Origin of the sequence: Kiloniella laminariae, from assembly GCF_027214005.1 — a bacterium.
Taxonomy (GTDB): domain Bacteria; phylum Pseudomonadota; class Alphaproteobacteria; order Kiloniellales; family Kiloniellaceae; genus Kiloniella; species Kiloniella laminariae_A.
The window spans coordinates 15,620-38,736 of record NZ_JAPWGY010000012.1; the positions used below are offsets into that span (position 1 = coordinate 15,620).

Annotated in this window: 23 protein-coding genes; 14 read left to right on the plus strand and 9 right to left on the minus strand. The window is 51.1% G+C overall.

Annotated features, from left to right (window positions below):
* Nucleotides 1-140 precede the first annotated feature (140 nt).
* Nucleotides 141-1,037, plus strand: a complete 897-nt coding sequence (locus O4H49_RS18990) for a LysR family transcriptional regulator (protein WP_269425025.1) — start codon at nt 141-143, stop codon at nt 1,035-1,037.
* 67 nt (nt 1,038-1,104) lie between these two features.
* On the opposite strand, the gene O4H49_RS18995 is transcribed toward O4H49_RS18990, so the two are convergent.
* Entirely contained in the window at nt 1,105-1,809 is a 705-nt protein-coding gene (locus O4H49_RS18995; RefSeq protein ID WP_269425026.1) for a DUF899 domain-containing protein, read from the minus strand.
* A 407-nt stretch (nt 1,810-2,216) separates the two neighbouring features.
* Nucleotides 2,217-2,642 (minus strand): VOC family protein, encoded by a 426-nt coding sequence (locus tag O4H49_RS19000; RefSeq protein ID WP_269425027.1) that lies wholly within the window; start codon nt 2,640-2,642, stop codon nt 2,217-2,219.
* A gap of 69 nt (nt 2,643-2,711) precedes the next feature.
* Between O4H49_RS19000 and O4H49_RS19005 the strand changes: the two genes are divergently transcribed.
* From O4H49_RS19005 to O4H49_RS19020, 4 genes are all read left to right on the plus strand, one after another.
* Nucleotides 2,712-3,308, plus strand: a complete 597-nt coding sequence (locus tag O4H49_RS19005; RefSeq protein ID WP_269425028.1) for a TetR/AcrR family transcriptional regulator — start codon at nt 2,712-2,714, stop codon at nt 3,306-3,308.
* A gap of 256 nt (nt 3,309-3,564) precedes the next feature.
* Complete coding sequence (locus tag O4H49_RS19010; protein WP_269425029.1) at nt 3,565-4,059, plus strand: YcgN family cysteine cluster protein; 495 nt, start codon at nt 3,565-3,567, stop codon at nt 4,057-4,059.
* A 46-nt stretch (nt 4,060-4,105) separates the two neighbouring features.
* On the plus strand, nt 4,106-4,816 hold the full coding sequence (locus O4H49_RS19015) for a ferredoxin (RefSeq protein WP_269425030.1): 711 nt from the start codon (nt 4,106-4,108) through the stop codon (nt 4,814-4,816).
* Between the two features lie 154 nt (nt 4,817-4,970).
* Nucleotides 4,971-5,699: a glutamine amidotransferase-related protein gene (locus O4H49_RS19020; RefSeq protein WP_269425031.1), complete on the plus strand. Its 729-nt coding sequence runs from the start codon at nt 4,971-4,973 to the stop codon at nt 5,697-5,699.
* A 17-nt stretch (nt 5,700-5,716) separates the two neighbouring features.
* Here the strand turns inward: O4H49_RS19020 and O4H49_RS19025 are convergent, their stop codons facing one another.
* Entirely contained in the window at nt 5,717-7,159 is a 1,443-nt protein-coding gene (locus O4H49_RS19025) for a TrkH family potassium uptake protein (RefSeq protein ID WP_269425032.1), read from the minus strand.
* Nucleotides 7,160-7,584: 425 nt separating this feature from the next.
* Between O4H49_RS19025 and O4H49_RS19030 the strand changes: the two genes are divergently transcribed.
* The gene (locus O4H49_RS19030) at nt 7,585-9,255 is read left to right on the plus strand and encodes a formate--tetrahydrofolate ligase (RefSeq protein ID WP_269425033.1); all 1,671 of its coding nucleotides are present in this window, start codon (nt 7,585-7,587) and stop codon (nt 9,253-9,255) included.
* A 62-nt stretch (nt 9,256-9,317) separates the two neighbouring features.
* Here the strand turns inward: O4H49_RS19030 and O4H49_RS19035 are convergent, their stop codons facing one another.
* Nucleotides 9,318-9,665, minus strand: coding sequence for a hypothetical protein (locus O4H49_RS19035; protein ID WP_269425034.1), 348 nt, complete (start codon nt 9,663-9,665; stop codon nt 9,318-9,320).
* Nucleotides 9,666-9,845: 180 nt separating this feature from the next.
* Between O4H49_RS19035 and O4H49_RS19040 the strand changes: the two genes are divergently transcribed.
* A complete protein-coding gene (locus tag O4H49_RS19040) occupies nt 9,846-10,433 on the plus strand; it encodes a DUF1415 domain-containing protein (protein WP_269425035.1) in 588 nt (195 codons plus the stop codon).
* Nucleotides 10,434-10,447: 14 nt separating this feature from the next.
* On the opposite strand, the gene O4H49_RS19045 is transcribed toward O4H49_RS19040, so the two are convergent.
* The gene (locus O4H49_RS19045; protein ID WP_269425036.1) at nt 10,448-12,235 is read right to left on the minus strand and encodes an SLC13 family permease; all 1,788 of its coding nucleotides are present in this window, start codon (nt 12,233-12,235) and stop codon (nt 10,448-10,450) included.
* 250 nt (nt 12,236-12,485) lie between these two features.
* Between O4H49_RS19045 and O4H49_RS19050 the strand changes: the two genes are divergently transcribed.
* The 4 genes from O4H49_RS19050 to chrA all read left to right on the plus strand — a co-directional run bounded on the left by O4H49_RS19050 (nt 12,486) and on the right by chrA (nt 16,671).
* Nucleotides 12,486-12,944 carry a deoxycytidylate deaminase gene (locus tag O4H49_RS19050; RefSeq protein WP_269425037.1) on the plus strand — a complete coding sequence of 153 codons (459 nt, stop codon included), beginning with the start codon at nt 12,486-12,488 and terminating at the stop codon, nt 12,942-12,944.
* A gap of 95 nt (nt 12,945-13,039) precedes the next feature.
* The gene (locus O4H49_RS19055) at nt 13,040-14,191 is read left to right on the plus strand and encodes an Acg family FMN-binding oxidoreductase (RefSeq protein ID WP_269425038.1); all 1,152 of its coding nucleotides are present in this window, start codon (nt 13,040-13,042) and stop codon (nt 14,189-14,191) included.
* Between the two features lie 307 nt (nt 14,192-14,498).
* Nucleotides 14,499-15,329 (plus strand): sulfurtransferase/chromate resistance protein, encoded by an 831-nt coding sequence (locus O4H49_RS19060; protein WP_269425039.1) that lies wholly within the window; start codon nt 14,499-14,501, stop codon nt 15,327-15,329.
* Nucleotides 15,322-16,671, plus strand: coding sequence for a chromate efflux transporter (gene chrA / locus O4H49_RS19065; RefSeq protein ID WP_269425040.1), 1,350 nt, complete (start codon nt 15,322-15,324; stop codon nt 16,669-16,671). Before O4H49_RS19060 ends, chrA begins: the two co-directional genes overlap by 8 nt.
* Nucleotides 16,672-16,788: 117 nt before the next feature.
* On the opposite strand, the gene hutI is transcribed toward chrA, so the two are convergent.
* The 3 genes from hutI to O4H49_RS19080 all read right to left on the minus strand — a co-directional run bounded on the left by hutI (nt 16,789) and on the right by O4H49_RS19080 (nt 19,267).
* Nucleotides 16,789-18,015, minus strand: coding sequence for an imidazolonepropionase (hutI, locus tag O4H49_RS19070; protein ID WP_269425041.1), 1,227 nt, complete (start codon nt 18,013-18,015; stop codon nt 16,789-16,791).
* Between the two features lie 184 nt (nt 18,016-18,199).
* Nucleotides 18,200-18,625, minus strand: a complete 426-nt coding sequence (locus O4H49_RS19075; protein ID WP_269425042.1) for a DUF983 domain-containing protein — start codon at nt 18,623-18,625, stop codon at nt 18,200-18,202.
* Between the two features lie 48 nt (nt 18,626-18,673).
* The gene (locus O4H49_RS19080; protein ID WP_269425043.1) at nt 18,674-19,267 is read right to left on the minus strand and encodes a pentapeptide repeat-containing protein; all 594 of its coding nucleotides are present in this window, start codon (nt 19,265-19,267) and stop codon (nt 18,674-18,676) included.
* A gap of 414 nt (nt 19,268-19,681) precedes the next feature.
* On the opposite strand from O4H49_RS19080, the gene O4H49_RS19085 reads away from it, so the two are divergent.
* From O4H49_RS19085 to O4H49_RS19095, 3 genes are all read left to right on the plus strand, one after another.
* Nucleotides 19,682-20,134, plus strand: a complete 453-nt coding sequence (locus O4H49_RS19085; RefSeq protein ID WP_269425044.1) for a response regulator — start codon at nt 19,682-19,684, stop codon at nt 20,132-20,134.
* A gap of 51 nt (nt 20,135-20,185) precedes the next feature.
* Nucleotides 20,186-20,515, plus strand: a complete 330-nt coding sequence (locus O4H49_RS19090; protein WP_269425045.1) for a PilZ domain-containing protein — start codon at nt 20,186-20,188, stop codon at nt 20,513-20,515.
* 210 nt (nt 20,516-20,725) lie between these two features.
* A complete protein-coding gene (locus O4H49_RS19095) occupies nt 20,726-22,003 on the plus strand; it encodes an MFS transporter (protein ID WP_269425046.1) in 1,278 nt (425 codons plus the stop codon).
* A 27-nt stretch (nt 22,004-22,030) separates the two neighbouring features.
* Here O4H49_RS19095 and O4H49_RS19100 read toward each other — a convergent pair whose 3' ends face one another.
* Entirely contained in the window at nt 22,031-22,816 is a 786-nt protein-coding gene (locus O4H49_RS19100) for an amino acid ABC transporter permease (RefSeq protein ID WP_269425047.1), read from the minus strand.
* Between the last annotated feature and the right edge of the window lie 301 nt (nt 22,817-23,117).

A 23,117-nucleotide genomic window follows, 5' to 3' on the forward strand; every position in this document is an offset into this window, starting at 1 on the left:
CTGCCGTCTCCTGAAATGGAGTTTCCAGTAAAATATTCCTCAGGTTGATGTGGCGGAAGGCGCATCATTTGCAGTTTATTCATGCATGCGACGCTATATAGTGATTAGATTGTTTTCCCGGATATGAGGCAGGTGAGAGTATGTCGACCCCAGATTTTAATCTGCTTGTTACCCTTGATGTGTTGCTTGCAGAAGGCAGTGTTGCCAAGGCGGCGCAACGTTTGCGCCTTAGCCCTTCGGCAATGAGCAGGGCGCTGGCCCGATTGCGGGAAACCACGGGCGATCCTCTGTTGGTCAGAGCAGGGCGTGGACTGGTTCCGACCCCCAGAGCGCTTGAGCTCCGTGAACGGGTAGCGCATCTGGTTCAGGACGGGAAATCGGTTTTGCGTCCGGTCGAGAAACTCAACCTTGAACAGTTGAAACGAACATTCGTTCTCAGGGTAAGTGAAGGCTTTGTCGAGAACTTCGGGCCGGATCTCATCGCCCGTGTTTTTGCCGAGGCTCCTAAGGTTCAACTGAGGTTTATTCATAAGCTGAACAGGGAAAGTACCGAGCTTCGAGACGGGACAGTTGATCTGGAAATTGGTGTTGTCGGGGAGATGACCAGCCCGGAAGTTCGTATCGGTGCCTTGTACCGGGATCGCCTCGTAGGTGTTGTGCGTTGCGGGCATTTACTAAGTCGGGGGCAGGTTACCCTCTCTGGTTATGCCACGGGGCGACACGTCTGTATTTCCAGGAATGCTGGCGGGAAGGGGAGGGTAGAAAAGGCTTTGAAGTCTCAGGGGGTGGAACGCAACATTGTTGCTTTTGTCCCAGGTTTTTCAACAGCGCTGTCTTTGGTGCGGCAATCTGATTTGATTGCCACAGTTCCAGAACGTCACACAGGAAATCTGAGAAAGGATCTCTATAGTTTCCCTCTGCCATTCTCGCTGTCCGAGGTCATGGTTTCGATGCTCTGGCATCCCCGGCTCGAGGCGAGCCCGGCTGATCGTTGGTTGCGTGATTGTGTCCGGGATGTCTGTGGTAAACTGTCCTGAAAAGGACCTTGCCTCAAGGGCAGGGTCCCTGTTGTTTGTGATGGCACTGTGAGGCTTCTTGAGTTGATCAGGAGTAGCTGTCATTCAGGCGAAGCCAGAACATGGGGTTTCCCTTGCCCTTTTCATCCCGTCCTTTTGGGGTCAGATCCATAAAATTATAGGCGCCGTTGAGCATATCCAGACCCCGGCTATAGGTCGAATAGCTGTGGTAGATCGTCCCTTCTTCAGCCTTGACAAAAACGCTGATGCCCGGGGCTTCCTCTGCGGGAAACTGGGTTTCACGATAGTTATAGGTAACCAGGTCATCGGGCTTGTGATCTGGGCCAAAGCTGACGCCGAAATCCTGATTGAAGCTGCTGTTGCCAGAGGATACCCAGTCAAAATTCCAGCCCAGACGTTTTCGAAAAGCAAGGAGCTTTTTAACCGGGGCGCTTGAGACGACGGCAAAAGCAATGTCCCTGGCATTGAGGTGAGGTTCTATTCCATTAAAGTTATCGGCCCAGTAAGAGCAACTGCTACACCCCTGCTTCCAGTCTGGGCCATACATGAAGTGGTAAATGATCAGTTGGCTGTGGATGGAAAAAAGATCCCCAAGTGTGATGATGCCGTCTTCACTGTCGAATTGATAGTCTTTCTCTATCTTGACCCAGGGGAGTTCCTGTCTGGCTTTGGTAAGGGCATCTCTGGCGCGGGTGAATTTTTTCTCCTGTTGCAGGAGTTCCCTTCGTTCGGCAAGCCATTGCTCTCTGGTAACCACATTTCGCGTCTTCATTATTGTCGTCCTTCTTTTTGCAGACTCAACAATCTGAATTATTCTGCGGATGATTTTAATTTAACCAATTGGTTTATTATTCATGCATTAAGGCGCGGGTCAAGAATTATTTAACTTATTGGTTAAATGTATTCGGTTAAGTCAGCGAGTGCTATAGATCAAGTCTTGATCCGTCGGCTGCTTCTCTTCCATACCCGGGTAGAACATGGGCAGGCTTTTCACTGGTTAGTCCCGGCTCAGAGTTATCGTACCATTGTAATTATATGTCGCTAATCTGATCGTGCGGAACAGGCGGGACCAGCCCGGATTTGGGGCAAATGAGACAAAATATATAGAAAACAGGGCGACGGTTTTATCCTGACTGTCGCCCTGTCGAAAATAAGGATGTGCCATTTAAACCGGGAGGGTTAAGCCGGGAGGGCTTCTGGAGCATATTGAGCTAGAAACTCCGGGCTGGGAGGGATTGGCTTGATGACATCAATCAGTACCCCGTTAGGGTCCTGGGTGATGAAGTGGCGTTGCCCAAAGGCCTCGTCCTTGAGCTTGAGGAGGATCGGCAATCCGTTTTTTTCCGCTTCCTGGTAGATACTGTCAACATCCTCAACTTCGAAATTCAGTAACAGACCACTTATACGACCCCTGGCTTCTAGGGGCACTGTTTCGTGATCACCCTGCAGAATGGCGATGTTTACCTTTTCGTCTTCTGTGGACTGCAGATGTACATACCAGTCTGAATCAAAACTGTTCTGGAACTTGAAATGCTGGCGGTAAAATTCGGCAGTTCCTTCCACATCATCGGTCATGATAACGGGATAATATTGGCTGCAGCGCATTGTTGCTCTCCTTTGTTTTTCGACATACAGTGTGTATGTAAATTATCAATTAACATACAGGCTGCATGTATGCAAGATCAGAAAATACTCCGCCGAAGCAATCGGGACCGTTCAGAAGACACCCGGACCAGATTGATTTCAGCCGCCCGCAAGCTTTTTTCAGAAAAGGGCTATAGTGATACGGGAACCCCGGAAATTGTAAGGGAGGCAGCGGTAACCCGCGGGGCGCTCTATCATCATTTTACAGATAAGTCTGAACTGTTTCGGGCGGTTGTCATGCAGGAATCCCGGGATGTTGCACAGGCGATTAATGAAAACTCTGTTTGCGAACCCGATCCGGTCAAGGCCCTTGTTGCGGGGGCCCAGGCTTATTTTACTGCGATGACAAAGCCAGGGCGGGCACGGATTTTACTGCTTGAGGGGTTGTCGGTTATCGGTCCAGAGGGCATGGCGCAAATTGATCGGGAAACCGGCAGTGCTTCCTTGCTTAAAGGATTGGAATGGGCCGCTCAGGATGCCAATCGGCCGGACCTGCCTCTGGAGGAGCTTACAACCATCCTCTCTGCTGGTTTTGACCGGGCGGCGCTTGAAATTTCCATGGGGGGGGAGAGCCGTGGTTACATCAGGGCTTTCGAAAGCTTGCTTGAATCCCTTTTTCGATCTTAAAGACAGAAGTGTTGGCAGCATTATGTCGGTATGAAAGATCCTACCAAAGGACGATGTGCCGGGAATCCCTGCATTGAAAAAACCGGCCCGGTATTTTGGCGCAGAAGGACAAGTGGTTTCACCTGGATTTTGCTAGAATGCTCTGGTGAATATTCTTGTGGTAACCTTGATGTTTCGCTAGTGCCTTTTTGAAGTGAAAGCAGGTCCCGGAAAGAGGGCTGCAGCTCTGATGCAATAATAAAGTCTGGTTTGTAAGATGAGTAACAAGAACAAGGACTTGCCTTTTTGGCAGGTGAAGAAACTGGAAGAAATGTCAGCATCAGAGTGGGAAAGCCTCTGTGATGGCTGTGGCAAATGCTGTCTGGTGAAGCTGGAAGATGCCGATACCCAGGAGATTGTTGACACAGATGTTTCCTGCAAGCTTCTGGATCTGGGGAATTGTCGCTGTAGCAAATATGCCACCCGGCATAAGTATGTTCCTGATTGTATCAAGGTGACCGCGGATAATATTGAAACCCTGAATTTCATGCCGCCGACCTGTGCCTATCGGCTGCTGCACGAGGGGGAGGATCTTCCCTGGTGGCACCCGCTGGTTACGGGTGATCCTGACACGGTTCACACTGCAGGTGTCTCGGCGCTGGATCGTATTATTTCGGAAACTGAAGTTGAGGACGCGGATCTGGAAGATCATGTGGTTGAATGGCCGCAGGACCCCAGTCCTCCCAAACCCTGGGTTCGATATGGTCATTGATCATTTATAACGCTTGCCTTCAGATGTTATGGACAGAAAACCGGTTATGACTTCGAGCTATTCTGAGCTGCAGCAACAGCTTGCTGAGCATGGTTTCCTGGCGCGGGGCGGCTTTTATCCCGCACCCCAAGATGCTGTTCCTGACCTGACGTCAGGGGAGGCTTGCGGAAGCGTTGTTGTCGTGGGGAATACGGGGTCGGGGGATTTCTGGCCACAGTTCCAATTGTCGGCGGAATATCACGATGGTCTGGCTCATCCCATGGATCGCTGGACAGAACGGGTTATTGGGAAACTGGCCGCGGGTTTGGGGGCAGAGGCACTGTTTCCGTCGGTCGGACCGCCGTACTATCCATTCCAGCGCTGGGCCGCCAAAGCCGAGGAGCTTTATCCCAGCCCGATCGGGTTGTTTATCAGTCCACGATGGGGAACCTGGCATGCCTTGCGTGCTGCGATACTCCTGCCGGAAAAATTAACCGATCTTCCCGCGGTGAACCAGGGGGCGAGCCCTTGTTTGAGTTGCGTTGATCAGCCCTGTCTTACAGCCTGTCCTGTATCAGCCTTTGAGGCAGATCAGCCATATGACTATCTTGCCTGTGCACGGCATCTTTCGACAGATGCTGGCGAAAACTGTATCGAACAGGGGTGTCTTGCCCGTCGGGCCTGCCCTGTGGGGCAGGATTTTATGCTGTATCCAGCCCATGCAGCGTTTCATATGACAGCCTTTGTCCGGGCGCGACAGGCTGAACTCGAGAATTAAAGCCTTCTAGATTAAATACGGCGAAATGGGTTACCGAATAGCGTCCTGAGGCAGGAGAAGGCGATTTGTTTCTTTTACAGAAACGACGATCTTTCTTCTTGAGTTTCCCGCTGCTTTGACCTCAGATACCGAAAGTATTTTGAGGAGAGCCGGGATGCGCAACAAGATATTGCTGGTAGATCATGCGGGGCAGCCCCGCGAAGACCGAGTGTCTAAAGCGCTGGTTGCGCTGGGGCACGATATTGAATGGTGCTGTCCGGTAAAGGGCGATCTGCTCCCCGATGATTTTGACAGTTACCGCGCCGCGATTGTGTATGGCGGGATGGAATGTGCGAATGATCCTCTGCCGCACCTGGATTTGGAAACAGACTGGATTGCAAGATGGGTCCGTTCCACTAAACCCTATCTGGGGATCTGTCTTGGTGGGCAACTGCTGGCCAAGGCGTTGGGTGGAAAAGTTTATCGTCACGCTCAGGCAAAGAAAGAAATAGGATTTTATCAGGTAAAACGGTCACAAACTCTGGAGCAGAGCGAACCTGGTCTTTTCCATGACTGTCTGGGCGAACTGCCGGAATTTCTGTTCCAGTGGCATGAAGACGGTTTTGAATTGCCCGGAGGAGCCTGTAATCTTGCCGGGTCAGAGCTTTTCCCAAGTCAGGCTTTTGTCTGCCGGGGAGAGGGCGTTCTGGAAAACAAGGTGATTGGCCTTCAGTTTCATCCGGAAGTTACCCGGGAAATCGCGACGGTCTGGCTTGATACCTTTCCGGCAGCTCTCGAGGCTTCGGGGGCGCAAAGTCGCGATGAAATCGAGCAGGGTTTCCTGAAATACGATCCTGCCGTTGATCGCTGGGCAAAAGATTTTCTCGCCCATTGGCTCGGCTGAAAGCGTTGTTTTGGGCCTTACCACCAGAATGAGGGCATGATCACCACCAGAACGGTGAAGACTTCCAGCCGCCCAATCAGCATGACAAGAGATAGAGTCCACTTGGCGACATCTGGCAGACTGGCAAAATTTCCGTCCGGGCCGATGATTGGCCCAAGACCGGGACCAACGTTGGTGATTGCCGTGACGCTGGCGGTAAAGGCGGTCAGGGGATCAAGCCCCATTGCCCCCAGCACAATGGTGGCGAGGAAAATCGTGGTGAAGAAAACCGCCAGAAACGCCAGAACAGATCGCTGGATTTCTTCTGTGATGACGCGGTCGTTGTAGGTAATTGTCTGCACCCGGTGCGGAGACATCATGCTGAAAACATGTGAGCGCACGATCAACCAGAGAACCTGAAAACGATAAATCTTGATCGCGCCACTGGTCGATCCTGTACAGCCACCGACAAAGGTCAACACAAGGAAAATACCCGCAGCTGGCGCGCCCCAGGCCAGATAGTTATCACTGGCAAAACCGGTTGTGGTGACAACGGATACGACATTGAACGTTACCATCTGCAGGGCGGTGATAAAGCTTATCCCCTGTTCCTGTTCCAGCCAGAGCGCCAAAACAAGTGAAACGCCCAGTAACAAAAGAATAAAGCTTCTGACCTGACTGTCGTAATAAAGTGCAGCGTGGTTTTTGGTCAGGGACCGGATGTAGAGGCTGAAGGGCAAGGCCCCCAAGGTCATGAAAAGACTGGCGATCCAGTGTGAGGACGGATTTTTGAAATAGCCGAAGGAGGCATCATGGGTAGAAAATCCCCCTGTAGATACCGTTGTCATCGCGTGGTTTATGGCATCAAAAAGGTTCATGCCTGACCAGCGGAACAGTATTACACAGACCAAAGTCATAAAGAGGTAAATGCAGAGGATCCATACAGTCAGTTGGTGTGCCTTTGAGACGACCTTGCCGGAATTGTCAGAACTTTCGAGGGCAAAGAGCTGCATTCCTCCGCTGCGGATAAAGGGCAGGATAAAGACGGCCATCACCAGAATGCCAATGCCGCCGATCCACTGAAGAATGGAGCGCCAGAAAAGAATGCCAGGAGGGAGGCCATCCAGCCCGGTAAGAACGGTTGAGCCCGTTGTGGTCATGGCAGACATCGCTTCGAAGAATGCGTCTGTATAACTGATATGGAGCCAGACCAGAGGGAGCGCTGCAAAAAGCGGGATCACTAACCAGCTGGACAGGGTCAGAAGAAATGCCTGACGAAGATTGATTGAAAAGAAAGCTTCGCCGTGGTTGCTGAGGGCGAGGACGCCACCGATGAAGAGGGTGATAGCTGCAGATACGAAGAATGCCTGCCAGTCTGGATTACTATTCACAAAATCAATTGTTGCTGGCAGAATCATCAAGCTTGCAAGTCCACAAAGCAGGATGCCGACAGTGGCCATAATCGGCCGGATCTCTAACATGATGGTTCTTCATCAAATTTTTATGCGGTGGGAAAAGCTGCGCCCTGCCTGCTCGGCTGTCAATTTCTATTTCAGAACAAAGTGGAATAGCTGTCGTGCAAAATAAACAGGCAGTCCTGTTTTGTTTTCTGTTTCTGGTCGGTCGTTCCAGAATATGGAAATGATTCAAGGTGCTGCTTGCGAACTCTATCAATCGACGATATCCGACTCGGGATGTCTGATGAAATGTGGTAAGTGTATGAACAATAATGAAAAAATAAGATTTTGATTTGAAACGCCTATTTCGCGATAGTTAATTACGAACGTGCTTTACGGGGGGATCAGGTGTTTCTGGATGACGAAATGACGCTTGTAGGATATCTCAACAGTCAAACGTCATCTAGATTTCGTCGTGAAATCTATTACCGTCAGGAGGCCGTAGGCTAATGCCCAAGAGCGACATCGAAATTGCCCGCGAGGCAAAAATGCAACCGATTACCGAAGTTGCAGCAAAAATCGGAATTCCAGCTGACCAGTTGCTTCAGTATGGTCCAAACAAAGCAAAGTTGTCTTTCGATTTCATCAATTCGATCCAAGGCAACAAGGATGGCAAGCTTATCCTGGTGACGGCGATTAACCCGACCCCTGCTGGTGAAGGAAAAACAACGACAACTGTCGGGCTTGGTGATGGTCTGAACCGCATCGGTAAAAAAGCCATTATCGCGCTGCGTGAACCTTCCCTCGGCCCTTGTTTCGGCGTTAAAGGCGGGGCAGCTGGTGGCGGTTATGCCCAGGTTGTTCCAATGGAAGACATCAACCTGCACTTTACCGGTGACTTCCACGCTATCGGCGTGGCGCACAACCTGCTGTCAGCGCTGATCGACAACCACATCTACTGGGGTAACGAGCTGGGTATCGATTCCCGACGTGTACAGTGGAAACGTGTTGTTGACATGAACGATCGTGCCCTGCGCGCTATCACCAACTCTCTGGGTGGCGTCAGCAACGGTTATCCACGTGAAGACGGTTTCGACATTGTTGTTGCTTCTGAAATCATGGCGATCTTCTGTCTGTCCACAGACCTGAATGACCTGTCCGAACGTCTGGGCAAAATCATTGTTGCCTACACACGTGACAAACAGCCGATTTATGCCCGTGACCTCAAAGGTCCAGGCGCAATGGCTGTTCTGCTGAAAGACGCGATTTCTCCAAACCTGGTGCAGACGCTGGAAAACAATCCTGCGTTTATCCACGGTGGTCCTTTCGCGAACATCGCGCATGGTTGTAACTCTGTCATCGCAACAAAGACGGCTCTGAAACTGGCCGACTATGTTGTCACAGAAGCTGGCTTCGGTGCGGATCTTGGTGCCGAGAAGTTCTTCGACATCAAATGCCGTAAAGCTGGCCTGAAGCCTTCTGCTGTGGTTATCGTCGCAACGGTTCGTGCGTTGAAAATGCATGGTGGTGTTGCCAAAGCCGATCTCGGTGGTGAAAACGTTGATGCTGTGACCAAAGGCTGTGCAAACCTGGCGCGTCACATTGCCAACGTGAAAAAATTCCGGGTTCCTGCTGTTGTTGCTATCAACCAGTTCATCACCGATACAGATGCTGAAATCGCCGCGATTTCAGCAGCGTGTGAAGCTCTTGGGGCAAAAGCAATTGTTGCAAGCCATTGGGCGAACGGTTCCGCTGGAACAGAAGCTCTGGCCAACCATGTTGTTGAGCTTGCTGATTCCGGTGTCGCTGACTTTGCTCCACTCTATCCGGATGAAATGCCGCTGTGGAACAAGATCGAAACCATTGCCAAGGAAATCTATGGCGCCAGTGAAATTATTGCTGACGCTGCTGTTCGCAACCAGATTGCTGAACTGCAGAAAGATTTTGGGCACTTCCCGATCTGTATGGCGAAAACCCAGTACAGCTTCTCGACTGACCCGACCTTGCTTGGTGCACCAACAGGTCATGCGGTTCCTGTGCGTGAAGTTCGTCTGTCTGCCGGTGCCGGTTTCATCGTGGTTGTAACAGGCGCGATCATGACCATGCCTGGTCTGCCGCGCGTTCCTTCTGCGAACAACATCTATCTGAACGAACAGGGCCAGATCGAAGGTCTGTTCTAGGTTCTGTTTTCAGATTGAATTGGGAAAGGCGATCCTTCGGGGTCGCCTTTTTTATTGAATTTTTAAAACATCCGCATCTCGAAGGTCAGGGCAAAGAAGGCAAGAGCACCGACAATCAGGCTGTGCAAGACAAAGATAATCCAGATTACTGCGCCGGGTACGGGGTACCAGCTGCAGATGAACGATACGGTACCCATAATCAGGAAGGTGAGGGGAAAGATCTCCACATCGTACCCTTTCTGCCAGTCTTCAATCAGGGTGTGTACAGATAACGAGATTGCGACAAGAGTCTCAAGGCGAAGCAACCAAACGATGATCACCAGTGACCAGCCGGACAAGGCAGACAAGCCAAATGTCAGAATGTGTAATCCAAGTGGTACAAGAGCCAGGAGAGTTTCGGTTTTGGGCATCGGTTTTTGTTTCCGGGGTTTCTTGTTTCTAGTTTCTTTAAGTGGTGTTACTTATCATCTTGATACAGGTTTACTCTTTGACGTTGGAACCTGATATCTGGTTCATTATTTTTTCCTTTGGATTTATTTTCCGCGGCACCAGCTTTGCGCTGAATGGGTTCATACCTTGGAGCGCCATGCATGACACAGGCATACCCTGAATATAAGGCTGAAAACGCAGGTGAACTGACCCGCTTGTGGGTGGAGCAGATGGTCATTGGCCTGAACCTCTGCCCTTTTGCTGCTCCCGAAGTCCGGACCGAGCGGCTTCATTACGTTGTGGTTAAGGCAGATACCGAAGAGCAGGGATATCTGGGGTTCCTTGAAGAGCTGTCGAATATTGCCGAAGCAGGCGAAGAAGAATATTCAACGTCTCTGATGGTTTTCAGTCAGAGCCTAGCTGATTTCGATGATTTTCTTGATTTTCTCTCTCTTGCAGAAGAAGCGATAGAACAGAGCGGGCTAAGTGATGTTTTCCAGTTGGCGAGTTTTCACCCCCGCTATTGCTTTGAAGGTGTCGGTCAAGAAGACCTGAGTAACTGGACCAACCGTTCGCCTTTCCCGATGTTACATCTGATCCGGGAAGGTCAGATGAGCCGGGCACTGGCAAGTTACAGCAAGCCGGAAGAAATCCCCCAGCGCAATATGCAGTTGCTACGAGAGCTTGGTCGTGAGGGGCTGGTCAAACGCTTCCCGCCGCTGGCAAGCTACTGGCCAGCGGAAGTCTGAGGATAATTATCTGCTTACAAAGGCCAGAAGAACAGTATTGCTGGAATCGCAATAGCAATCACCAGTAACTCTAATGGCAGTCCCATGCGCCAGTAGTCCCCAAAACGATAGCCACCCGGCCCCATGATGATGGTGTTGTTCTTGTGTCCAATCGGGGTCAGGAAGGCGCAGGAGGCGGCAACGGCGACGCCCATGAGAAACGGGTCGGGGGCAGCGCCAATGGCGTTGGCCACATCCACCCCGATAGGGGCGGCAATCAGGGCGGTGGCGACATTGTTCAGCAGATCAGACAGCGTCATGGTGACGACCACCAGCACTGTCAGAATTGCCCAGGCAGGCCAGCCCTGTGTCTGGGCAACAATCAGCTCTGCTATCAGCTGGGTGCCGCCTGAATTTTCCAGGGCAATCCCAAGCGGAATCAGGGATGCCAGCAGGACAATGACTTTCCATTCAACGGATTCATAGACCTCTCGCCCGGAAATAATTCCCAGCCCGACAAAGGCAATAACACAGCCGGCTAGTGATATCGGCAGATAAACCAGACCTGCCACGGACAGGGCGATGGCGGCCATAAAAAGGCCAATGGCCATAGATGCTTTTCTGCGCTGGATGACTGCATGTTGTTTGTCGGCCAGAGGCAGGACACCCATCCAGGCTGTGACCTCGGCCAACTGTTCTTCTGGCCCGAGCAAAAGAACCACGTCTCCGGTTCTGATTTTCAGTTTCCTGACGCGGTCACGAAAGCGTTTTCCTTGTCGGGAAACCCCGAGCAAGGTCACCCCGTGGCGGGAGAGCAGACGCATTTCATTACTTGACTGTCCAGCAACCCGGGCACCGTCTGGTACAATGGCTTCAAGCAGGGTCAGGGAAGAACTGGTCAGGCCGACTTCGTGCTTGTCTTTGCCGGCATAGTTGAGTTTCGCGGCGCCAAGAAAGGCTTCGATGGATTTGGGGTCTCCTTCAAGAACGAGGTGGTCATCCTTCTGGATCTCTTCATATCTGGCAAAACCGGGCAAACGACGATTGGCTCTGACAAGACCGAGAATGGTCAGGTCATGCTCACGTGCCAGCGGATAAAGTTCGGTTACACGTTTGCCGACGGTGTCTGAGCTCTCTGGAATTTCTGCTTCTGCGACATAGAGCCCCGTATCATCACCACTGTGAATAATCGCTGGGCGATCCCGCTGTGGGATCAGGCGCCAGCCGATCAGGGCAACAAAGAGTATACCGCCGATGGCAACAGAGAGTCCCACCGGAGTGAAATCAAACATGCCATAGCTTTCCCCGAGCACCCGCTCGCGGTACTGGGCAATGACGATATTGGGTGGTGTGCCAATCAGGGTAATCATCCCGCCCAGAATGGTGGCAAAGGAAAGGGGCATGAGGCTGAGTGCGGCAGCGCGTTTGGCCTTTTCTGCTGCCTGGATATCCAGTGTCATCAACAGGGCGAGAGCTGCGACATTGTTAATTATTGCCGAGAGGGTTGCGCCGACAATAGACATGATGCCGATATGTAGGGGCAGGGGGCGACTTGAAGAAAGGACAAAACCCGCGATCAGCTCTACAGCCCCTGAATTCATCAGGCCGCGCGAGACGATCAGCACCAGGGCAATGATAACCACAGCGGGATGACCAAAACCGGAAAAGGCCTCGTCGGCTGTGACAAATCCGGCGACAACGGCAACAACCAGGGCAGAGAATGCCACAAGGTCATAGCGGATCTTCCCCCAGATCAACATGATAAATACACAGCCAAACAGGGCAAAAAGAAAGATCTGGTCTGTTGTCATCCCGGTTGTCATCAACATGTCCTCTGCGATTGTCTTCAGATACTAAAACATCCGTCACGGGAAAATGACAGGGCAAAGATCAGCTTGTCATGATGAATTTTTCTGTGTTGGTGGTGCGCGTTCGGGGAATAACGGGTTTTATGGTGGACTGGGAAGGGGGATTGGCTATGCTTCATCACTGTGATTAAGGATCAGGTAATGATTCAGGCAATGATTCAAATCGACAAGAGCTATTTTGTCAGGGGGCAAGGGGAAGTAGAAAATGTCGGAAAAATGGGATGCCCGTTATCTGAAACTGGCTCGGGAAATCGCCAGCTGGTCCAAGGATCGCTCGACCCAGGTCGGGGCGGTGATCATACTTGAGGATAATACACCTGGCCCCTATGGTTTTAATGGTTTTCCCCGCCTGGTGGATGACAATGCCGATGAACGCCATGCGCGTCCGCTGAAGTATGACTGGACTGAGCATGCTGAACGCAACGCGATCTTTCATGCGGCCCGTGTCGGCGTCCGCTTGAGTGGTGCAAGTATCTATGTCACGCACTTTCCCTGCCCGGACTGTTCCCGGGCGATTATTCAAAGCGGGATCCGCGAGATTATCGTTGATGAAAAGAGCAAAAGTGATCCGGACTTTGCCGAACGCTGGGGCATGATTAAAACCCAGGAAGAAATGTTGCGCGAAGCTGGCGTGACGTGGCGATTTGCTGCCGTTCCAACATAACTCAACTGCCTGTTCTTAATTGGGAACTCCGGGGTGTTTGCACTTGAGCTCTGTGATTTAATGGCAAACAACATATTCAGAGAAATGAACTGGTCATGCAACAAGGTCGACGCAAGTTTCTGAAGATCATAGGTGGTACGGGCGTTATTCTGGCTGCCGGAGCCGGGGGGTGGTCTGCAACACGCGACCCGAAAAGGGCGCGGTTGCCCTGGACAGATGCGGGGCGTATCTATGCGGATCCGATCCGCAATGCATTATCCTATGCAATCCTGGCCCCTAATCCCCATAACCGTCAGCCCTGGCAGGTGGAATTAAAATCAGAAAGTGAAGCGACACTGTTTTGTCAACTGGATCGCCTCTTGCCTGAAACAGACCCCTATAATCGGCAGATAACGATTGGCCTGGGTTGTTTTCTGGAGATTTTACAAATTGCTGCTGCCCAGAGCGGATATCGGGCGGAGATTGATGTCTTTCCAGAAGGCAGCAATGACCAGAAGCTTGATGCTCGTGCCGTTGCCCACATCAGGCTTGTGGCAGATGCGACGCAAAAGAAGGATCCACTTTTTCATGCCATACTCAACCGGAGGACCAATCGCACCGTTTTTGATGAAACCCGGGAAATTGCCCAATCCGGCCTAGATGCGATTGCTCGCTCTGGATACGGAAGTATCCGTGTTTCTGTACTGAGTGATGCCAGGAGTATCAGCACCCTCAAGGAGATTGGTTGGCAGGCTTCGCTGGTGGAGGTGAAAACCCCGGAGAAACACGGTGAGAGTGTTGCGTTGATGCGCATCGGGAAAGCGGAGATTGAAGAAACTCCCGACGGGATCTCTCTTGGAGGTGCCTTTTTGGAAGCCGCGAACCGCGCAGGTTATGTAACCCGCGACAGCCTGGCTGATCCTGCAAGTGGAGCTTTTGCCGAAAGCCTCGATTATATGAGGCCTCTGAATGAAACTGCTGGCGCCTTTGTTATCCTGGCTACAGAAGATAACAACAGAAAGAGCCAGATCGCGGCGGGCAGGGACTATGTACGGGCAAATCTGACGGCAACGACTCACGGGATAAGCATGCAGCCTCATAGTCAGGCTTTGCAGGAATATGACGAGATGAAGGAACTCCATCAGAAAATACACGCCTTGTTTGCTGAAAAGGGGGAAACCTTGCAGATGCTTGCCCGAATTGGGTATGGGGCTGAGGTTCCACCAGCACCACGCTGGGCACTTGATACGAGAATTGTTTCCGGGTGATATCGCAAGCAGGCCCGGCACAAACAGACCTTGGACAATAAGCCCCGAGACAATACGGAAAAGCAGAAACCAGTCGGGGCGCATTTCACCAGACCGCGGCGCGGGAACTGACTTGTTCTTCACAAGCTGAGTATTCCCAGGTAGTGGGCCTGAGTTTCAAGTTCGCCTGGCAGGTGATTAGCCCCTTGCATTGACAGAATAGAAGTTTCAGGCTTTTATAAAGTCATGGGGCTTGCGAACGCCCCGTGAGGCGACAGCCCAAGATTCGCGTCCGTAACAATCTCTTACAAACAAGGGAGGACGCCTGATGTCGTCACCAACCGAAATTACAGTTGCCCAACTTTCCCGACTTATTGGTACAGCAAATGCTCCGCTGCTCATTGATGTCCGCATTGATGAGAATTTCGAAGATGATCCCCGTTTTATTCCCGGGGCTTTCCGTTATGGTTTCCGGGACATTGAAACTCTGCTTCCCCGATTGATGGGGAAGTCCGTTGTTGTTATCTGTCAGAAGGGCCTGAAGTTGAGCCAGGGAGCTGCGGCGCTCCTGCGTCACCATGGGGTGAACGCGGAGAGTCTGGAAACAGGCACCCTGGGCTGGAGTGCTGCAGGATTGCCGACTGTTCCGGCGAAATCTATACCGGCACGCACAGCCAGGGGAAATACGCTCTGGGTTACCCGGTTACGGCCAAAGATCGACCGGATTGCCTGTCCCTGGCTGATCCGCCGCTTTGTTGATCCCTCTGCCCAGTTTCTTTTTGTTATGCCATCCGAAGTGGAAAGTGTGGCGGAGAAATTCGATGCTACACCCTTTGATGTTGAAGATGTCTTCTGGAGCCATCGGGGAGAGCTTTGTACCTTTGATACGATGGTTACCGAGTTTGGCCTTGAGATTGATGCTTTGAAAAAACTGGCAACGATCGTAAGGGGAGCAGATACCAATCGACATGATCTTGCTCCCGAGGCTGCCGGATTACTTGCCGCTTCTCTGGGACTTTCCAGAATGTATCGGGATGATCTCGCTCAGCTTGAGGCAGGAATGTTACTTTATGATGCCTTCTATCGCTGGGCCCGGGATGCTACGGGCGAAGGGCACGATTGGCCTGCAGCGGTGACGCGGAGGCAAGAGAATGACTGATCATGCTCTTGACAAGGGACGCGGCAGTTCCGGCACTGTTACTGCCGATAAGACCATTCATGACCCGATTACGCTATGGGCAGCGATCAGGATCTGGTTCCAGATCGGAATCCTTTCTTTCGGCGGACCTACGGCACAGATCGCCTTGATGCATCGTGTTATTGTTGACGAGAGAAAGTGGCTGACAGAAACCCAGTTCCTCAACGCTCTGAGTTTTTGCATGCTGCTGCCGGGGCCGGAAGCGATGCAACTGGCGACCTACGCAGGCTGGCGGTTGCATGGGGTTGCTGGCGGGCTGGCTGCCGGGTTGCTGTTTGTCTTGCCCGGGGCGTTTGTTGTCCTGGCTCTGGCCGCAATCTATGCTGCTTTTGGCAGTGTACCTTTTGTCGAAGCCCTGTTCTTCGGTATCAAGGCGGCAGTATTGATTATTGTTCTTGAGGCCCTGTTAAGGATATCTCGCAAGGCCCTGAAAAAAACGCAGCACTGGATTATTGCCGCGGTGTCTCTGGTGGCAATTTTTTTCCTGGCACTTCCTTTTCCCCTCATTGTCTTTCTTGCAGGATTGTACGGTTTCTGGCGCAGCCGGAAAGATCAGGGGTTTCCGGAAGACCTGGTTCAGATTGATGTAAAACCTGTGGCAACACTGCGGACAGTTGTGCTTTGGCTGACAATCTGGCTGTTGCCTCTGGTTTTGCTGTCTTCCTATCTTGGCGAGGGCGACATCCTGGGGCAGATAGGCTGGTTTTTCTCGAAACTGGCGGTGGTTACCTTTGGTGGTGCTTATGCCGTCCTGGCCTATATGGGGCAGGACGTGGTGCAAAACCACGGCTGGCTTACGGCGGGTCAGATGATGGATGGACTTGGCCTTGCGGAGACCACTCCGGGACCACTTATTCTGGTAACCGAGTTTGTCGGTTTTCTGGCTGCGTACCAGCAGGCTGAAACCCTGTCATGGCTCGCTGGTCTTAGTGGTGCGATGGTTGCGCTCTGGGCAACGTTTGCGCCCTGTTTCCTCTGGATCTTTGCCGGGGCACCCTACATCGAATGGATCGGCAGCCAGCCCCGCCTGAAAGGCGCTCTTTCGGCGATTATTGCCGCGGTAGTCGGAGTTATCCTGAATCTTTCGCTCTGGTTTGCCCTGCATGTGTTTTTTGCCGAGGTAACACTTGAGAAGATGGGGCCTGTTCAACTCTGGATTCCAGATTTGGGGACACTGGATATTTACGCTGTTGCTCTGGCAGTTGTCTCAGGCGGCCTTCTTTTGAGATTACACTGGAGTATTCCCAAAGTTCTGGCTGTTTCATCCGGCCTTGCTCTGGCGATAAGCTATGCGCCGTTGTAAATAGTAGTACTGAAAGAACAAAGGCCCGTCCGGATCAGATGGGCCTTTGTTTTGTGAGTTGTTCAGAAGACTATCAGGAACGAACTATTTCGAATCTTGAGATATTGGATAACGTTTTTACTGAACAATCGTTTTCCCGGCCTGAACCAGTTGCTGCAGGGGATTGTAGCCAATGTAATAAGAAAGAGCGGCGGGAGAAGAAATATCCCAGATGGCGAGGTCAGCAGATTTGCCAACCTCAAGAGAGCCGTGGGTGTCTGAGATCCCGAGGGCTTTTGCGGCGTTGAGGGTTACCCCGCGCAAGGCCTCGGTCGGTGTCATGCGAAACAGGGTACAGGCCATGTTCATGGACATAAGCAGGGAACAACAGGGTGACGAGCCTGGGTTCATATCTGTTGCTACGGCCATGGGCACGCCATGCTCACGGAAGGCAGCAATGGGAGGGACCTGGGTTTCCTTGAGGAAATAGAAAGCACCGGGAAGAATAACAGCGACTGATCCGGCTTGGGCCATTGCCTTGACCGATTGTTCCGAACTGTATTCCAGGTGATCGGCAGAAAGCGCACCATAACGGGCTGCAAGGCCAGCCCCCCCCAGATCACTGAGTTGATCCGCGTGGAGTTTCAGATTAAAGCCCAGTTTTTGTGCCGATTTGAATAGTTTTTCAATCTGTTCGGGATTAAAGGCAATGCCTTCACAAAAGCCATCAATGGCATCTGCCAGACCCAGTTCTTTCAGCTCGGACAGTTTTTCGATTACTGAATCGATATACCCGTCGCCATTGCCGTGAAATTCTTCTGGAATGGTATGGGCTGCGAGATAGGAGGTTTGCACCTTGATCGGCAGGTGGTTTTCAATCTCGCGGGCTACTTTGAGCTGCTTGCATTCATTTTCCCAGTTCAGGCCATAACCGGATTTTACCTCGATAACCGTTACCCCTTCGGACTGCAGGGCTGTTGCTCGTTTGAGTGCGGCAGCAAGAAGCTCTGCTTCACTGGCTTCGCGGGTGGCTTTCACCGTTGAGCGAATTCCCCCACCGGCACGGGCGATTTCTTCGTAGCTTGCTCCTTCAAGGCGCAGGTTGAATTCTTCGATCCTGTCACCCCCGTGAACAATGTGGGTATGACAATCGATCAGACCGGGAGTTATCCAACTGCCGTTGAGGTCATAAATTTCTTTTGCCAGCTTTTCCGGGGAAGCTTTGAGCTCAGAGAAGGGGCCAACCCAGATGATTTTTTCACCCTGACAGGCAATGGCACCATCCTTGATAATACCAAGACCATCATCCTGTAAGGTACAGAGGTGACAATTGATCCAAAGGCTATCCCACATATCCTGCTCCAAGAAGTCTCGTGTCTGCTTTCATTGTATATACAACTTGAGGGGATGGGAAAAGAAAATATCAATGCAGCATCTGTCTCCCGGTCCGTTATTTGATCAAGACAGGCAGGAAGGATTGCTAAATATACAGCTTAAAGCCGGAAAGAGGCTCACAAGATCGATGACAATGAGTCCCGGGAGGCAGGTTTCACTTTGTTACTGGATAGCGTTTTTCGTCTTCGAACATTTTCAGCGCCCAGAGCACGCCAAGAACACCGCCCTTGATAAAGGGAAGAAAGGCAAGGGTCAGGGCAAGGGTCAGGGCAGGCCAGATTGCCACATGAGCCCAGAGAGAGGGGGCCCAGGACTGTTCACTCCACATTACGCCCGGAACGACAATATGTCCGACAAGCATGATGGTGAAATAAGGGGGAATATCATCAGCCCTGATGTGGCCGAGTTCTTCTCCACAAACAGCACATTCATCTTCAACCGTCACATACTTCCGAAAGACATTTCCTGTTCCACAACAAGGGCATTTTCTGCGCAGGCCCCGTTTAAGGGCCTGAAATGCAGATCTTTCTTCCGGTGCAGAGGTGGCGAATTCCCCAGAGTTTTTTTTGTTTTCGCTCATATTTCCCACAGCACAGTTTATCGAGTGCTGCGGCTGCAGCCTCGTGTTTTATTCTTTCTTACAGGAGAGAGCCTTGTGCAGGGCAGTAGGCGAAATGACGCACCCCATAAGGTTTGCCCGCCAGAGATCAGCGCCTTCAAGATTGGCATTGGTGAGGTTGGCACCACGCAGGTCGGCATCACTGAGATCGGCTCCAGACAGGTCAGCGCCCTTAAGGTTCGTCCCGTAAAGGCTGGCCCGGACCAGATTGGCATTAACCAGATTGGAACCGCTCAGATCAGCGCCACTGAAATCAGCACCGGCCATATCAGCATTTTCCAATTGGGATTTTGGAATAACCATGTCTGTCAGATTGAGGTTATTCAGATTCGCCCGTGCACCTTTCGAGGAATCTTTCATCCAGACATGATGTTCGGACAGGACTCTTAACATCTCCCGGGCTTTGGCAGATTTTTCGCGGGCCATATTTTCCTGAATTTCGGACTGGTCTTCCAGTAACGTGTCATTCGGCAGTTGGGACAGCATGTACTGCACCCGAAGCTGTCGCCTTGCATCGTCAAGATTTTTGGCTTCTATTTCCCCGGATTCAACGCGCGCCATGGGTGCGGGCTGAATCTGATATTTGTAAGTCCTGAGGCTCATTTACCACTCCCTGAAATTCTTGTTTCCAAGAGACTATCGGAAACGGGGTGAGGTTACGACAAATTCCTAAACAAAATATGCATATGGCGCTGATTTTCATTTCAAAATTAATTTAAATTTTATCTACCGGATTTTTTGGTAAAAATATTTTTATATTTATTTCCCGTAATAGGGGTGATTTTGCTGGAGTGAATTTTTTAATTTTTATTTTATAACAGATGGTTAGAGTTTTTCTGATTGAGATTTCTCTCAAAGAAACCGATATTTTTACTCGAATACAACCCAGTCAGTAGGAGATTTTTAACACTCCGGAGTCATAAGTGAAGGCTGTGTACAGATACAAAGAGAAACCGTTGGGTCAAGAGAATCCTATCAGGTTTTCTCTTTGGATATAGCCAGAGAATTAGGGGTAAAATGGTGCCTTGGACAAAGGATGACTGGGCCAATCTACGGATCGTTGTTGTTGACGATAGCAAGGCAGTCCGCTCGATGATGAAGCTGATGCTTAGATCACTTGGTGTCGGGGAAGTTCTGCTCTATGAGACAGTTGCTGAAGCAATGGAATCCATTAGTGTCCAGCCCCCTGATCTGGTTATTTCTGACTATTTTATGGTGCCAGAAACCGGACTTGATCTTTTGCAGCGCCTGCGCGATTCGAACGATGCCCTGACCCGGGAACTACCATTTTTGATGATGAGCGGGTATGACAATGCCGGTGGCGCCGAGGAACTGGAGAAGCAGTCTATTTCTGGTTATATGCCCAAGCCTGTAACGGCTTCTCTGGTCCGTGACTATATTATATCGGCCTGTTCACAACGAATAGCGGTTGGCGTGTTTCAGGATAAAGAATATAGAAAGCTTATGTAGTCTATATTGTTCCGAGACTGCTGTTGAGTTTGTGGTAATGAGGGTAAGGTTTTGTATCAAGAGTTCTCTCAGGTTTCTCTGAAACGTTTGACTAATCGTCGGCAGGGACCCCGCCATGCGGTACTGCCAGATACCAGAGTATCTCTGACAGTTCTGGATACCTGTTATGATTGTGAGGTTCTTGATCTTTCATCCTGCGGGGCGCGCCTGAAACTGGACACAAAGATCCCTGTAGGAAGTGTTATCGAACTGAGCCATGATCAGTGCGGCTCTCTTTACGGGACAGTCAAATGGAATTCCCGTCATGAGGTCGGGCTGGAGCTTAATCCAGGTGTTGCGCGACTGCTGGTCCGTTATAGTACCCCCAAAGGCCTTTCATAATTTTTTCACCCCCCCCGGTTATCTTAACCCGAACTTTCTCAAGCTTATTTCCCGCTCAGATATTTCCGGGCCATTCATTTATCCCTGAATTGTCTGGCATTCGGCGCTATATCTTCATACATTTGCAAGGGGATGCTGTCAGGCTGACAGTATAAGGCCCTTTGTCTATTGCTATGCTTTTGCCTGCCCTGGGCATCTTCCGGAGGTTTCATGTTCAGCACCCTTTCTTCGCTGGTTAGTCTTTTTCTGGCGACGGCCATCCTTGTTATGGGGAACGGTTTGTTTTCAACCTTGATCGGGGTGCGGGCATCTGCGGAAGGTTTTGCCAACGAAACCACAGGTTGGGTCATGGCAGCCTATTTTTTTGGTATTATGAGCGGTGTTTTCCTTTGCAGGAAGATGGTTGCAAGTGTTGGACACATTCGGACCTATGCCGCGCTTGCGGCGTTAATGTCGATCTTGCCGCTGCTGCATGCCTATTTTGTTGATCCTTTTGCCTGGGCATTGTTCAGGTGTCTGGCTGGAATCGCAATTTCAGGGTTGTTTATGGTTACGGAAAGCTGGATCAACGAACGAGCGGATAACGCCATAAGGGGGCAGATCCTCGCTTTCTATATGATCACCTACTATGGGGGTCTGGCTGCTGGACAGTTTCTTCTCAATCTGGCTGCACCGACCGAAGTCTCGCTTTTTGTCCTGATTTCTGCGCTCTTTTCACTGGCGATTGTGCCTGTTGCCCTTACCCGATCCGAACAGCCTGCCCCCTTACCCAAAAAGCTGAGCTTTGGTCTGAAGGACCTCTATCGCCTTTCTCCTTTAGGGACTGTCGGTGCGGCCGCGGCGGGGATGACCAACGCCTCGTTTTATTCCATGGGACCGATTTTTGCAGCAGAGATCGGGCTGGGAACAGATGATATTGCCCTGTTTATGGGGGTGGCGATCATTGGAGGACTGGTCCTGCAGTGGCCCTTTGGGCGGATGTCTGATCATTTTGACCGACGCTATATGATTATGGGGGTCGCAAGCGGAATTTTCCTTGGCTGTATCGGGGTGATTTTCGGTTCTGGACTAGGCGGAATTCTGGTTTTTGTCTCTGTTGCGATCTATGGCGGTGCCGCTTTTGCCCTGAATCCGATCACTGTTGCTCATGCCAATGATTTCCTTGAAAAAGATCAGAGGGTTAATGCTGCAGGCGGGTTGATGATTGTCTACGGGATTGGGGCCATGTCAGGCCCGGTTATCGCGTCATTCATGATGGGAAGGGTCGGATCTTCCGGGTTGTTTCTCACCACGGCAGCAGTCCAGGTCATTCTGATTCTTTTTGCGCTCTATCGCACGTTTGTCCGCCAAACAATTGTCCGGGCTCTCCGTGTACCTTTGGTGCTCTTTTCCCCAGCCAGTTCGACCGTGATTACCGATATGGTGCAAGAAGAGCAGGAGAAACTCAGGGAAAACCGTCCACAAGATAGTCCGGAAGGCACCCGATAAGCTTTGTCCTGTTTCAAATTCCTGTTTTCATTTTTCGAGGCCAGCGCCCGGCATCCCTTTTGATGATGTCACCTCTCGAGGCGGATGGTTTTGTTTTTCCTCGCTGGCTTGCAGACGTTTTTCCACCTTGCGGATGGCATAGGCAACGAGAAGGATCAGCAGCAGGTATTCAAGAATAAGAAAGCTGTAAATCTCAAGGGGACGGTATTCATTCACGGTAAGTTCGTTGGCCCGACGGGTGAGGTCACTGTAACCGATGACGGAAACCAGGGATGACATCTTCAACATATAGACGAACTGGTTACCAAGGGGAGGAATGATTCGTCTGATGGCCTGGGGCAGAATAATCAGACGCATCTTTTGAAAATAACTCAGCCCCATACTGTCTGCAGCTTCGTGTTGCCCGATCTCGATCGACTGTATTCCTCCGCGAAAGATTTCAGCCTGGAAAGCGCTGTCGCAAAGGGCAAGGGCAACTATCCCGGCCATGAAAACCGACATTTCCAGCCCCAGGATTACCGGCAATCCATAATAAATCCAGAGCACCATGACCAGCACGGGGATGGAGCGGAAGATCGATACATATCCCAGATTGAATGCCAGAAGGGCTTTGTTGCTGGACAGGCCGGGAAGGCTGATGGCCAGACCGATCAACATGGACAGGAATATGGCAATGACCGAGATTTTTACAGTCCCAAATAACCCGCCGACGAGGAAAGAGATGTTATCCCAGCCCTGAGGTGTGCTGGGGTCAACAACATGCCAACCCCAAGTATAGCTCCCCCCACAGGCAGAAAGAGCCAGAGGAAACAAAAGGAATAGGCAGATCCTGCAGGAAGAAGGGGAAAAGATCATGGGAACTAAAAGGTCTCGCCGGTTAGGATAAACCGGCCTGGGGCATCTGCCGGGGTGGTATCATGTTCTATATTGGTCCAGGATGGTGCAAGATCAATTTCTCTGTTATATTGGTCAACTGGGAATTTGTTGAACGATTTTGCCGTGTCTTTCAATCCCAGACACGTTTTTGTGATCCAAAAGCCGGTTTGTAACGTATAAAAAGTTAAGATTAAAACCAGCTTTTACCGGTAGAAAATGGCTCGAAAGCAAGCCGTAA